The sequence below is a fragment of the Mariniluteicoccus endophyticus genome (assembly GCF_054780035.1).
Map to the genome: position 1 here is coordinate 110,615 of NZ_BAAGXC010000023.1, position 12,936 is coordinate 123,550.

At 69.1% G+C, this 12,936-nt stretch carries 10 protein-coding genes and 1 pseudogene; 6 read left to right on the forward strand and 5 right to left on the reverse strand.

What is annotated here, in order from left to right; genetic code table 11:
- Nucleotides 1-17: 17 nt before the first annotated feature.
- From ACYVGD_RS12385 to ACYVGD_RS12395, 3 genes and pseudogenes are all read right to left on the reverse strand, one after another.
- On the reverse strand, nt 18-1,046 hold the full coding sequence (locus tag ACYVGD_RS12385; protein WP_460744011.1) for a glycine betaine ABC transporter substrate-binding protein: 1,029 nt from the start codon (nt 1,044-1,046) through the stop codon (nt 18-20).
- A 185-nt stretch (nt 1,047-1,231) separates the two neighbouring features.
- Nucleotides 1,232-2,062: pseudogene (locus ACYVGD_RS12390) on the reverse strand (ABC transporter permease); the annotation flags it as partial.
- Nucleotides 2,059-3,345 (reverse strand): quaternary amine ABC transporter ATP-binding protein, encoded by a 1,287-nt coding sequence (locus ACYVGD_RS12395; protein ID WP_460744013.1) that lies wholly within the window; start codon nt 3,343-3,345, stop codon nt 2,059-2,061. The gene ACYVGD_RS12395 and the pseudogene ACYVGD_RS12390, both read right to left, overlap by 4 nt.
- A gap of 427 nt (nt 3,346-3,772) precedes the next feature.
- On the opposite strand from ACYVGD_RS12395, the gene groES reads away from it, so the two are divergent.
- The 5 genes from groES (at nt 3,773) to ACYVGD_RS12420 (ending at nt 10,158) form a co-directional block, all read left to right on the forward strand.
- Nucleotides 3,773-4,069 (forward strand): co-chaperone GroES, encoded by a 297-nt coding sequence (gene groES, locus ACYVGD_RS12400; RefSeq protein WP_460744015.1) that lies wholly within the window; start codon nt 3,773-3,775, stop codon nt 4,067-4,069.
- 40 nt (nt 4,070-4,109) lie between these two features.
- Complete coding sequence (gene groL / locus ACYVGD_RS12405) at nt 4,110-5,714, forward strand: chaperonin GroEL (RefSeq protein WP_460744017.1); 1,605 nt, start codon at nt 4,110-4,112, stop codon at nt 5,712-5,714.
- Between the two features lie 103 nt (nt 5,715-5,817).
- Nucleotides 5,818-7,377: a polyprenol phosphomannose-dependent alpha 1,6 mannosyltransferase MptB gene (gene mptB / locus ACYVGD_RS12410; protein WP_460744019.1), complete on the forward strand. Its 1,560-nt coding sequence runs from the start codon at nt 5,818-5,820 to the stop codon at nt 7,375-7,377.
- Between the two features lie 126 nt (nt 7,378-7,503).
- The gene (gene guaB, locus ACYVGD_RS12415; RefSeq protein WP_460744099.1) at nt 7,504-8,991 is read left to right on the forward strand and encodes an IMP dehydrogenase; all 1,488 of its coding nucleotides are present in this window, start codon (nt 7,504-7,506) and stop codon (nt 8,989-8,991) included.
- Between the two features lie 60 nt (nt 8,992-9,051).
- Entirely contained in the window at nt 9,052-10,158 is a 1,107-nt protein-coding gene (locus ACYVGD_RS12420) for a GuaB3 family IMP dehydrogenase-related protein (protein ID WP_460744021.1), read from the forward strand.
- Between the two features lie 234 nt (nt 10,159-10,392).
- On the opposite strand, the gene ACYVGD_RS12425 is transcribed toward ACYVGD_RS12420, so the two are convergent.
- The gene (locus ACYVGD_RS12425; RefSeq protein ID WP_460744022.1) at nt 10,393-11,595 is read right to left on the reverse strand and encodes a saccharopine dehydrogenase family protein; all 1,203 of its coding nucleotides are present in this window, start codon (nt 11,593-11,595) and stop codon (nt 10,393-10,395) included.
- 78 nt (nt 11,596-11,673) lie between these two features.
- Here ACYVGD_RS12425 and ACYVGD_RS12430 point away from each other — a divergent pair, with 78 nt between their 5' ends.
- Nucleotides 11,674-11,976 carry a chorismate mutase gene (locus tag ACYVGD_RS12430; RefSeq protein WP_460744023.1) on the forward strand — a complete coding sequence of 101 codons (303 nt, stop codon included), beginning with the start codon at nt 11,674-11,676 and terminating at the stop codon, nt 11,974-11,976.
- A gap of 5 nt (nt 11,977-11,981) precedes the next feature.
- On the opposite strand, the gene ACYVGD_RS12435 is transcribed toward ACYVGD_RS12430, so the two are convergent.
- Nucleotides 11,982-12,932: an LLM class flavin-dependent oxidoreductase gene (locus ACYVGD_RS12435; RefSeq protein WP_460744025.1), complete on the reverse strand. Its 951-nt coding sequence runs from the start codon at nt 12,930-12,932 to the stop codon at nt 11,982-11,984.
- Nucleotides 12,933-12,936 lie beyond the last annotated feature (4 nt).

Consider the following 12,936-nt stretch of genomic DNA (forward strand, 5'->3'; position numbering starts at 1 on the left):
GCCACCAGGAGCGATGATCAGCTCTTGGCCTGGCCCTTCTTCAGCTTCTCGATGTAGTCGGGGTTCTGCTCGAGCCACTTCGCGACCGCGGCGTCATGGTCCTTGCCGTCGAAGTGGTCCTTGCCCATCATCAGGTTCTCGAGGTCGGCGAGCTGCTTGTCGTCGAGCGCGAGGTTCTTCACGATCTGTGCGGCGTGCGGGTTCTCCTCGGCGAACTTCTTGTGTGCGGCGTTGTTGATGACCTCCGTGCCGCCCATCGAGCCCTTCGGGTCCTCCAGGTCGCGCATCGGGTAGGCGCTGTAGGCCCAGTGCGGACGCCACAGGGTCACGGCGACGTTCTCGTTGGCCTTGGTGGCCTTGTCGACCTGGGCGAGCATCGCCGGCGTCGACGAGATGACGTAGTCCATCTTGTCGAGGCCGTACGCCGGGATCGCCTTCTCCTTGGTGGTCTTCGTCAGGCCGGCACCCGGCTCGATGCCGTAGAGCTTGTTGCCGTACTGGTCGCCCATCTTGGCCAGGTCTTCGATGGCCTTGGCCGGTGACGTGTCGTTGACGGCGATGGTCAGCTTGGCGTTGTCGTACCAGCAGCCGAGGTGGGTGTACTTGTCGCCGAACTGCTCGAGGTACTGGGGATGGGTGACCGGCATCCACACGTCGGTGATGATGTCGATGTCACCCTTGGACATGCCGGCGAAACCGGGAGCCGCCTCGAAGGCCGAAACCGTGACCTTGTAACCGTCCTTCTCAAGGACGGCCTTGAGCAGGTGGGCCGACGCGAATGACTCGTCCCAACCGTTGAAGGCTGCGAGCTTGATCTCCTTCTTCTTGTCCTCGCCGGTGCCCTGGACGCTCGAGACATCCTTGGCGTCCTTGCCCACCTTGCACTCGCCGTACGTCTTGGCGTAGTCGCTGGTCCCGGAGGAGTTGCCGCCCGTGGTGCTGCCGCCGGAGGTGTTGCCACCTCCGGAGTTGGACGCACCACAGCCGGAGAGGGCGAGGGCGCCGGCTGCCAGGGTGGCGCCGAGGGACAGGAACTTGTTCTTCATCGTGCTTCCTTTCGGCTGGGTGTTCAGTCGTGAGAGGGAGCCGCTGTGGCACCCGCGGTGGTCTTCGCCACCGTGGTCTTGTCGGAGGGGCCGTCGTTGGAGGGGGCGTCGTTGGAGGGGGCGTCGTCGGTGGCGTCCGCCTCGGTCGCCGGGCGGATGCGGAGTCGTCGACGCCTTCGGTCGCCGGATGCGAGCGAGGACGTGATGCGGTCGAGGAAGACGGCGATGATGACGACTGCGAGACCCGCGTCGAAGCCGAGCGCTGTGTCGAGCCGGGCCAAAGCGCCGGTCACGTCGCCGCCCAGGCCACCGGCGCCGGCCATGCCGGCGATGACGACCATCGACAGCGCCAGCATGATGACCTGGTTGACACCGGCCATGATCGTGGGCATAGCCACCGGCAGCTGGATCCGCGTCAGGATGCGGCCCGGGGTGTCACCGAACGCCTGACCTGCTTCGACCAGCTCCTTGTCGACCTGACGGATGGCCAGCTCCGTGAGGCGTACGCCCGGGGGCATCGAGAAGATGAGCGTGGCGATGGCGCCCGGGGTCGGGCCGACGCTGAAGATGGTGATGGTGGGCACGAGGTAGACCATGGCCGGCAACGTCTGCATCAGGTCGAGGATCGGTTTGAGGATCTTCGACACCACGTCGGACTTGGCGGCGAGGATCCCCAGGGGGACCGAGATCACCAGTGCCGCGGCCACGGCCAGCACGACCAGCGAGATGGTCTGCATGGAGTGGTTCCACAGGTCGACGCCGCGGATCATGTAGAAGCCGATCGCGGTGAAGAGGGCCAGCCGCCACGAGGACGCCCACCAGGCGATGGCAGCCAGCACGAGGATGACGACCCAGTACGGGGGAGCGGACAACAGGGCCGAGAATCCTTCGTGGAGGAAGACCAGGCTGGTCTGGATGGCATCGAAGAGGCCACCGAGATGGTCGGTGAGCCAGTCGATGCCGTCGGCGATCGCCTCGCCGATGGGGAAGGACGGGTTCAACGGGTCGAAGTTCACTGGGCGGCCTCCTTGTCGTCATCGGCTACCGCTTCGGACGCGGGGCCCTGCCCGGCGTCCGCGCGGGGGGCGGGGTGGTCGTTCCCGGCGACGGCATCGAGCAGCCGGTCCCGGCTCAGCAGGCCGACCAGGGCACCGTTGCGGTCGAGGACGACCAGCGGCTCGGCCTGGCGGGCGGACTGGGCGAACAGGCGGCTCAGGGGCGTGAAGCGGTGGACGGCCGGGTTCTCCTGCGCGACGGCGGCGGCGACGGTGCCGGCGGTCTGCTCGAGCGTTGATCGGATCACCGCACCGAGCACCGTGCGTCCGCTGACCACGGTGCCGGCGGTGTGGCCGCGGCGGTCGAGCTCGGCGACGGCCTCGGCGGCGGGGGTGTCCGGTGCGAAGACCGGTGCGGTGGTGTCGGCCACCATGTTGGCGGTCAGGACCCGGCTGCGGTCGACGTCTGCTGTGAAGCGGGCGACGTAGTTGTCGGCCGGGGCGTTGAGGATCTGGTCGGCGGTGCCGATCTGGACGACCCGCCCCTGGCGCATGATCGCGATCCGGTCACCAAGACGCATCGCCTCGTTGAGGTCGTGCGTGATGAAGACGATGGTCTTGCCCAACTCCTCCTGGAGGCCGAGCAGCTGTTCCTGCAGGTCGGCGCGGATCAGCGGATCGAGCGCCGAGAACGCCTCGTCCATGAGCAGGATGTCGGTCTCCGCGGCGAGCGCGCGGGCGAGGCCGACGCGCTGCTGCATGCCGCCCGAGAGCTCGTGGGGGTGCTTCTGGCCGACCTGGGAGAGTCCCACGCGCTCGAGCCACCGTCGGGCCCGCGAGGTGCGTTCGTCCTTGTCGACCCCGCGGATCTCCAGCGGGTAGGCCACGTTCGACTCGACGGTGCGGTTGGGCAGCAGCGCGAAGTGCTGGAAGACCATGGAGATGTCGTCACGGCGGACACGGCGCAACTCCTCGGCGCTGGCCTCGGTGATGTTGGTGCCGTTGACGTGGACCGAGCCCGAGGTGGGGCGGTTCAGGCCGTTGAGCATCCGGATGAGCGTCGACTTGCCCGAGCCCGACAACCCCATGACCACGAAGGTCTCGCCGCGGCGCACGTCGAAGGTGGCGTCGATGACCGCCGCGGTGCCGTCACCTCCGCCGGGGTCGAAGGTCCCCTCGGCGATGTGCTTCGCGGCATGCGACTCCTTGCCGAACACCTTGTAGAGGTGTTCGGCGCGGATGGCAGGGAGCTCGTCGGAGGCCCCTGCGGTGGGCGTCGATCCATCGTCGGATGGCTTGGCCACGTTGTTCCTTCCTTGGTGACGTTGCAGCTGGCCGCCGTCACTCCCCAACCGCACCGCAGGGGCGCCGGCTGCGGGGTCCCGGGGCCGGCCCACGCATCGGTGCCTGGGTCAGATCCGTTCCACCCTAGGCCGATGAACGGGTCGGGCATGGGGGCCAAGCCCCGGTCGAGGCGGAGAGGTACCGGGGGGTATTGCGAGATGGCTAGGGGTTTCGGCGGCTCATACCGTTATGAAGGCGTTACCCGTGGGAGGCGCTAGGGGTGTTTTCGGCGCCAGAGCCGTCTGGCACTCGGCTTGTCCGAGTGCCAACATCGCGCTAGATTTCGGTTAGCACTCTCCGCTGGAGTGTGCCAAACCTGGGACGGCACCCGCGACGACGCCCCGGGCCTTGAACCGATTGACACCCAGAACATGAAAGGGGCCTGACGTGGCAACCACGATCAAGCCGCTCGAGGACCGCGTCCTCGTTCAGCCGCTCGAGGCCGAGCAGACCACCGCTTCCGGTCTGGTCATCCCGGACACCGCCAAGGAGAAGCCGCAGGAGGGCAAGGTCCTCTCGACCGGCCCCGGTCGCGTCGACGACTCCGGCAAGCGCATCCCGATGGACGTCGCCGAGGGCGACGTCGTCATCTTCTCCAAGTACGGCGGCACCGAGGTCAAGTACGACGGCCAGGAGTACCTGCTCCTGAACGCCCGCGACATTCTCGCCGTCGTCTCCAAGTGACGCTCCGGCAACTTCCACGCACTAAGGAGCACTGACCCAGATGCCCAAGATCCTTCAGTTCGACGAGGAGGCGCGCCGCTCGCTCGAGCGTGGCGTCGACACCCTCGCCAACACCGTCAAGGTGACGCTCGGCCCGAAGGGCCGCTACGTCGTCCTCGACAAGAAGTGGGGCGCGCCGACCATCACCAACGACGGCGTGACCGTCGCCCGTGAGGTCGAGCTCGACGATCCCTACGAGAACCTCGGCGCCCAGCTCGCCAAGGAGGTCGCCACCAAGACCAACGACGTCGCCGGCGACGGCACGACGACGGCCACGGTGCTGGCCCAGGCCCTGGTCCACGAGGGCCTGCGCGCCGTTGCCTCGGGTGCGAACCCCGTCGGCCTCAAGCGCGGCATCGAGGCGGCCGTCAAGGCAGTCGAGGAGCGCCTGCACGCCAACGCCCGTGAGGTCCAGTCGACCGACGACATGGCCAAGGTCGCCACCATCTCCTCGCGCGACGAGGAGATCGGCAAGCTCATCGCCGACGCGTTCGACAAGGTCGGCAAGGACGGCGTCATCACCGTCGACGAGTCCCAGACCTTCGGCACCGAGCTCGAGTTCACCGAGGGCATGCAGTTCGACAAGGGTTACCTGTCGCCCTACATGGTGACCGACACCGAGCGCATGGAGGCCGTGCTCGAGAACCCCTACATCCTGATCCACAGCGGCAAGATCTCGTCGATGAACGACCTGCTGCCGCTGCTCGAGAAGGTCATCGGGGCCAACGGCACGCTGTTCATCGTCGCCGAGGACGTCGAGGGCGAGGCCCTGTCGACCCTGGTTGTGAACAAGATCCGCGGCACCTTCACCTCCGTCGCCGTCAAGGCGCCCGCGTTCGGTGACCGCCGCAAGGCCATGCTCGAGGACATCGCCATCCTCACCGGCGGAGAGGTCGTCGCCGCCGAGGTCGGCCTCAAGCTCGACCAGGTCGGTCTCGAGTCGCTCGGCCGCGCCCGTCGCATCGTCGTCGACAAGGACAGCACCACGATCGTCGACGGCGCCGGCAAGTCCGACGAGGTCGAGGGCCGCGTGGCACAGCTGCGCGCCGAGATCGAGCGCACCGACTCCGACTGGGATCGCGAGAAGCTCCAGGAGCGCGTCGCGAAGCTCGCTGGCGGCGTCTGCGTCATCAAGGTCGGCGCGGCCACCGAGGTGGAGCTCAAGGAGAAGAAGCACCGCATCGAGGACGCCGTCTCGGCCACCCGTGCGGCCATCGAGGAGGGCATCGTAGCCGGCGGCGGCTCCGCCCTCATCCATGCCGCGAAGGTGCTCGAGGACAACCTCGGGCTCGAGGGTGACGAGAAGGCCGGCGTGCAGATCGTCGCCCGCTCGGTCGCCGAGCCGCTGCGCTGGATCGCCGAGAACGGCGGCAAGCAGGGCTACGTCGTCACCTCGAAGGTCGCCGAGATGGAGCCGGGCCACGGCTACAACGGCAAGACCGACGCGTACGTCAACCTCATCGAGGACGGCGTCATCGACCCGGTGAAGGTGACGCGTTCCGCGCTCGCCAACGCCGCCTCGATCGCCGCCTTGCTGCTCACGACCGAGACCCTGGTCGTCGAGAAGCCCGAGGACGACGAGGACGAGGACGGTCACCAGCACTGATCCTGCGCCCCGCGCACGACACCGGGTCCCCGGCCGCTCCAGGCGGCCGGGGACCTGTGCGTTTCTGGGCTAGCATGCCGTGGTGCCGAACAGAGAGGACACGATGACCAGTACCGAGGACCGCACCTCGTTGTGGCGCACACCGGGCGTCCTCTCCGGGATGATCGGCATGCTGCTGCTCGCCATCGCCGTGATGACCCCCGGGTTCACGCCCGCGAGGGGCCTCAATCAGATCCCCGGCATGTCGTTGGTGCGTGGCGTGCTCAAGAGCGGGTTCGGCCACGTGTTCATCGCCCTCGGCGTGATCCTCCTCTTCCGGGCCTGGCTGCTCCTGCGCCCGGCCCGCGCACCCCACGTCAACCACGCGCTGGTCCTCGCTCTGTGGGCGATCCCGGCGCTGCTCGCCCCGCCGATCTTCTCCACCGACGCCTTCCTGTACGCCGACCAGGGCTGGACGATGCACCTCGGGAAGAACCCCTACGAGGTCGGCCTCAGCCGCTCCGGTGGTCCGTTCGCCGTCAACGTCCACCCCGTGTGGCAGGGAACCACGGCGGTCTACCCGCCGCTCGCCCTCGAGGTGCAACACCTCGTCGCCTGGCTGACCGGGTTCAACGGGCTCATCTCCGTCATCGCCATGCGCATCCCCGCGCTGCTCGCCGTCGCCATCATCGCGTGGGCCGTGCCGAGGTTCGCACGCGACCTGGGCGTCGACCCGACCGTTGCCTCGTGGTTCGCCGTCCTCAACCCGCTCATGCTGATCCACTTCGTCGGTGGCATGCACAACGACGCCTGGATGCTCGCGCTCGTGCTGCTCGCCGCCTGGCTCGCCGTGCGGTACGGAAACCGCGCGCTCGTCCCCGCCGCGATCCTCGTGGGCCTCGGTGCCGGTTTCAAGCAGCCCGGCATCCTCGCGGCCATCGCGATCGGGCTGCTGCCCGTGCGTACGCGGCTGAAGGACATGACCCTCGGCAAGCGGTTTGTCACCATGCTCGTCCAGTGCGCCGCGTCCGTCGCGATCGCCTGCGCCACGTTCGCCGCGCTCACCTGGGTTACCGGGCTGGGCTACGGCTGGATCGAGGCCACCAAGATCCACGAGCGCACCTGGGGCATGTCGCCGGCCAGCGTCGTCGAGCAGGTCGTCTACCCGACGCTGCTCAAGCTCGGCATGGAGCCCATCCAGTACGGCCTGCTCCCGCAGTTCACCCGCGTCTTCACCGGCCTCAGCCTGCTGTTCTGCGCCTACCTCGCCTGGCGCTACTTCTTCGCCGACAAGGTCTTCCCCCGGCGCGTACGCCACCACTCGACCGGCGAGGCCCGCATCCCCACCGACTGGGACGACCACCCGCTGCGCTGGATGGCCTGGGCGTTCGCCGCCATCGGCCTCGGGGGCGCCGGCTTCCACGCCTGGTACCTGATGTGGGGCGGGCTCTACCTCGGCATGCTGCGCTACAGCGACCCGGTCTTCCGCCTCATCATCGCCGGAATGATCATGTTCCTCACCGTCGAGTCCGGCGTCGAGTACTTCTCGTTGCGGCCGCTGCCGGGCTACCTGCTCGGCGCAGCGCTCGGCTGGATGTTCTGGACGAGCACGCCCGGCCTGCGCATCAACCGCCCCGGCACCCGGGGCGCGTACGACACCGCGACCGGGCACGTCCGCGGCTGACCCGCGGGACCGCGGGGCGTCCGTCCCGCGCGGTAGCATGATCCCTTGAGCCCAGCCACCGCGCCGGGCGGTCCACTTCGGCGAAAGGTTCCCGTGTCCGAGCTGACTCCCGCTGGCGTACCCCCCATGTTCGAGGCCCTCGGCCTCACCTTCGACGACGTCCTGCTCCAGCCCAACGAGTCCGACGTCATCCCATCGGCGTGCGACACGTCCTCGCGGGTGTCGAAGAACATCTCCGTACGCATCCCGCTGTTGTCCTCGGCCATGGACACCGTCACCGAGCAGCGCATGGCCATCGCCATGGCTCGCGAGGGCGGACTCGGCATCATGCACCGCAACATGCCGATCGAGGAGCAAGCCTCGCAGGTCGATCAGGTGAAGCGCTCCGAATCGGGCATGATCGACCAGCCCATCACCGTCACCCCCGAGGCGACGATCGGCCAGGTCGACGAGATGTGCGGCCACTTCCGCATCTCGGGCGTGCCCGTCGTCGACGACGACATGAAGCTGCTGGGCATCGTCACCAACCGTGACATGCGCTTCGAGACCGATCCCGATCGCCTCGTGCGCGACGTCATGACCAAGATGCCGCTGGTCACCGGCAAGGTCGGCATCTCCGGCGACGACGCCATGAAGCTGCTCGCCGAGAACAAGATCGAGAAGCTCCCGCTCGTCGACGACGAGGGCCGCCTCAAGGGCCTCATCACGCTGAAGGACTTCGTCAAGCGCGACAAATACCCGATGGCGTCCAAGGACTCCCACGGCCGTCTGCGCGTCGGCGCGGCCATCGGCTTCTTCGGTGACTCGTGGGAGCGCGCCATGGCCCTCGTCGAGGCCGGTGTCGACTGCCTCGTGGTCGACACCGCCCACGGTCACTCCCAGGGCGTCACGGACATGGTCCGCCGCCTCAAGAAGGAGACCGCCGACAAGGAGGTCGACATCATCGGAGGCAACGTCGCCACGTACGCCGGGGCCAAGGCCCTGTGCGAGGCCGGTGTCGACGGCGTCAAGGTCGGCGTCGGACCCGGCTCGATCTGCACCACGCGCGTGGTCGCCGGCGTCGGCGTACCCCAGATCACCGCCATCCACAACGCCGCCCGCGCCTGCAAGCAGTACGGCGTACCCGTGATCGGCGACGGCGGACTGCAGTACTCGGGCGACATCGCCAAGGCCCTCGTCGCGGGCGCCGACACCGTCATGCTCGGCTCGCTGCTGGCCGGTTGCGAGGAGTCGCCCGGCGAGCTCGCCTTCATCAACGGCAAACAGTACAAGACCTACCGCGGCATGGGATCGCTCGGCGCCATGGCCGCCCGCGGCCGTAAGGCCTCCTACTCCAAGGACCGCTATTTCCAGGGCGACGTCACCTCCGACGACAAGCTCGTCCCCGAGGGCATCGAGGGCCAGGTGCCCTACCGCGGCCCGCTCGCGGCCGTGGCCTACCAGCTCGTCGGCGGCCTGCGGCAGTCGATGTTCTACACGGGCGCCTCGACCATCCCCCAGCTGCAGGAGCGCGGCTCCTTCGTGCGCATCACCTCCGCCGGCCTGCGCGAGTCCCACCCCCACGACATCCAGATGACCGTCGAGGCCCCCAACTACACCAACCACCAGTCGTGACGTCTCGGGCGTGAGCGCGCCCGGGGGACCACAAGGGGACCGCTCCTGAAGGGAATGAACATGTACGAGATCGGCCGTTCCAAGAAGGCCCAGCGCGCCTTCTCGCTCGACGACATCACCATCGTGCCCACGCGCCGCACCCGCGGCCCCGAGGAGGTGTCGCTCAAGTGGAAGATCGACGCCGTCGAGTTCGAGTTCCCGATGGTCGCCGCCCCCATGGACTCGGTCATGTCACCCGAGACGGCCATCACCGTCGGCCGCCTGGGCGGCCTCGGCGTCCTCAACCTCGAAGGCCTGTGGACGCGCTACGAGGACCCCCAGCCGCTGTTCGACGAGCTCGCCCGCATCGACGACCAGGTCGAAGCCACCCGCCGCATGCAGCAGCTGTACGCCGAGCCCATCAAGGCCGAGCTCATCACCGCCCGCATGAAACAGATCCGCGACGCCGGCGTACCCGCGGCCGGCTCCCTGTCGCCCCAGAACACGGCCGAGTTCGCCAAGACCCTCGAGGCCGCCGGACCCGACTTCTTCGTCATCCGCGGCACCACCGTCTCCGCCGAGCACGTCTCCACCGTGCGTGAACCCCTCAACCTGAAGGAGTTCATCCACACCCTCGACGTGCCCGTCATCGTCGGCGGCTGCGCCACCTACCAGGCCGGTCTCCACCTCATGCGCGCCGGCGCCGCCGGTGTCCTCGTCGGCTTCGGCGGCGGCGCCGCCCACACCACCCAGGACGTCCTCGGCATCTCCGTCCCCATGGCCACCGCCATCGCCGACGTCGCCGAGGCCCGCCGCGACTACATGGACGAGTCCGGCGGCCGCTACGTCCACGTCATCGCCGACGGCGCCGTGGGTCGTTCCGGCCACATCGCCCGCGCCATCGCCTGCGGCGCCGACGCCGTCATGGTCGGCTCGCCCCTCGCTCGCGCCACCGAGGCCCCCGGCCAGGGCTGGCACTGGGGTGCCGAGGCCTGGCACGCCGAGCTGCCCCGCGGCGAGCGCGTACCCTTCGGTCAGATCGGCACCCTCGAGGAGATCTTCACCGGCCCCTCGTCCGTCGCCGACGGCACCATGAACCTCGTCGGCGCCCTGCGCCGCACCCTCGCCACCACCGGTTACACCGAGGTCAAGCAGTTCCAGCGCGTGGAGATCGTCGTCTCGAGCTAGCTGGCCCCGGCTCGCGGGCGGTCGCGCGCGAGGGTCCCCTGTCGTCGTCGCAATCGTCCAACCCCCGCGGCGGCTCAAGCACTGTGTTGCGTGGGCCGCCGCAGGGGTTCTCCTTTGTGTTCCTTACGACGGGGGCGCCTCGATTCCGAGGCTCGGAGGGGAGTCCGCTCCCATTGCTCTCAGGGGGGCGCCGATCCACCTAGCGTCTGGCTGACCATTCTTCGTGAGGGAGGGTCAGTGACCCGGACGCACCAGCGTCTCGAAGCCGAACGCGTACGTCTCCAGACGCGTCGCGTACGCGGTCCCCAGCGCGGTCGCCGGTGTCAGCACGCCACCGGGCCCCGGTTCGTCGAGGAGCGTACGCGTGGCCTCGGCGAGCATGATGGCCGTGCCGTCATAACCGGGGTCGACCTCCGCCGAGACACGGGACCGGACCAGCGCACCGGTCGTGGTGGTCGACACGACCTCCATCGTGAAGGCGCCCCGTTCTCGCGCACGCTCCGACGGGCCGTCGCCCGGCGCGGGCAGAACCCGGTCCAGCACGCTGCGCGTGGGCCCGAACGTCAGGCCGGCGGTTGCGGCGGGCACCATGCCGGCCAACGAGACCGCGCGCGCGAACGCGCCCCGCCCGCGCCCGGTGTCGTGGAGCTCGCGATACTTGAACCCGGGGCCGTAGCGCAGGTTCATCAGCGCGTTGCTGCGGTGGACGATCTGGCGGTTGTAGGGGCCCATGAAGAAGGGCGCGCTCCAGCGGTCGCCCGTGCGCGACACGACGACCTCCGGCTCCGGAACCTCCGGCGCATCGGCCCGGACGGGGGAGAGCGCGTACGGGTCGGCGGTGAGCCGGGCGGCGCGCTCCGACGAGGTCGCGGCGTCGACCTGACCCTTCAGCGAGGCGATCGTGCCACCGGAGATGCCGCCCCGCAGCCGACGCACGAACAACGTGGTGTCGGTGAGCTTGCCCTCGTCGGCGTCCTCCGCGGCGTCCGCGGCGAGCAAGCACGCCAGCTCCGACGGCACCGAGTCGAAGCCGCACGAGTGCACGATGCGCGCCCCCGAGACCTGCGCGGCGTCGTGGAACAGGTCGATCGAGTCGCGGACGAACAGCACCTCACCGGTGAGGTCGACGTAGTCGGTGCCCGCCGCGACGCACGCGCCGACCAGCGGGAGACCCACCTCCGCGTACGGGCCGACGGTGGAGGCGACCACCCGCGAGGTCCTCGCCATCGCGTCGAGCGACGCCACGTCACCGCTGTCGGCGACGAGGACGGGCCAGTCGACGCCCAGCTCGGCGCGGACGCTGTCGACACGCTCCCTGGAGCGTCCAGCGAGCCCGACGCGCAGGCGGGGGGCGTGGCGGACGAGGTGGGCTGCGGTGAGACGACCGACGAAGCCGGTGCAGCCGAACAGGACGAGGTCGAGGTCGCGCGTGGACATGGCACCAGTCGACCACGCGATCCTGACATCCGGATTCCGGGGGTGGGTACACACGGTGAATTGCGTAGAGTGCCCGCCATGACCGACCACGAGGTGACCGCCGAGCTCGAGCGCCTGCGCGGCAGCATCGACAACATGGACGCCGCCCTGCTGCACCTGCTCGCCGAGCGGTTCAAGATCACCCAGCGCGTCGGACACCTCAAGGCCGAGCACGGCCTGCCGCCCGCCGACCCCGAGCGCGAGCAGCGCCAGATCGCGCGGCTGCGTGCGCTGGCCGACGAGTCTCACCTCGACCCGGAGTTCGCCGAGAAATTCCTGACGTTCATCGTCTCCGAGGTCGTCCGCCACCACGAACAGATCGCCCGCGAGAAGAACGCCTGACGCGGTCAGGTCAGGCGAGCCAGGGCCGCAGCTGTCTCGATGGCCAGTGTGTCTGGGAAGGCGTCGAGCGGTCGCTGGTGGATCACGACCTCGTCGGCCAGCTCCCAGCAGGGGTCCTCGGTGAGCCTGTCGAGGACTTGCTCCGGCGAGCCGAGCGCCATGGCGCCGCTGGAGATCCACCTCCCGGTGGTCCACCCGTGCGGGAGTCGGCCAGATCGAACCGATTCTTCGACGTGACGGGCCACGACGGCGACCAGGGCCGGGGCGTGGGGGTTCATGGTCAGTGCCGGACGCGATAGCGCCACACGTGGTTGCACACTGAGGTCTCGGTAGCGCCGGATGAGGTCCGCCGTTCGCCGGTCCTCGGCCTGGGGGCCGTCAGGGGGTGTCCGCCGCCGCCCGGCGATGAGTCCCAGCCCGGCCCTGGCAGCGGCCTCTGCGCCCTCTTCGCTGGTCGTGGCGACCCAGAGCCTAGACAGGAGTCCGTCGGGAGCTGGGACGAGGGGTGGACCACCCGCGCGGGGGGCCAACGCTGTAGTCAGCGTGGCCAGGTTTCGGGCGAACGCTGTGTGCCGCTCGTCGTGGACGATCCCGTGAGCGGCGCTGGCCTGCGGGTTGGATCCCAATCCGAGCCCGAGCTGGAGCCGGCCGTCGGTGAGCGCGTTGACCACGGCCACGGTGCGAGCCAGGGCCAGCGGTTCGGCGAGGGGCAGTGTGACTGCGGCGGTTCCCAGGTGGATGTTTGTGGTGACCTGTGCCGCCGCGGCGATCACAGGCAGCGGGTCTGGCAGGAAGCCGCCTTGGGCGCCGAAGTGGTGCTCGGCGTACCAGATCGCGTCCAGCCCGCCCTGTTCGGCGGCCACGGCGACGTCGACGGCCCTCTGGACGGCGACTGCGCCCGGGTCCTGGTCCTGGTCAAGGATCTCATCGGGGACGCCCGTGGTGTGCGTCAGCACCGCC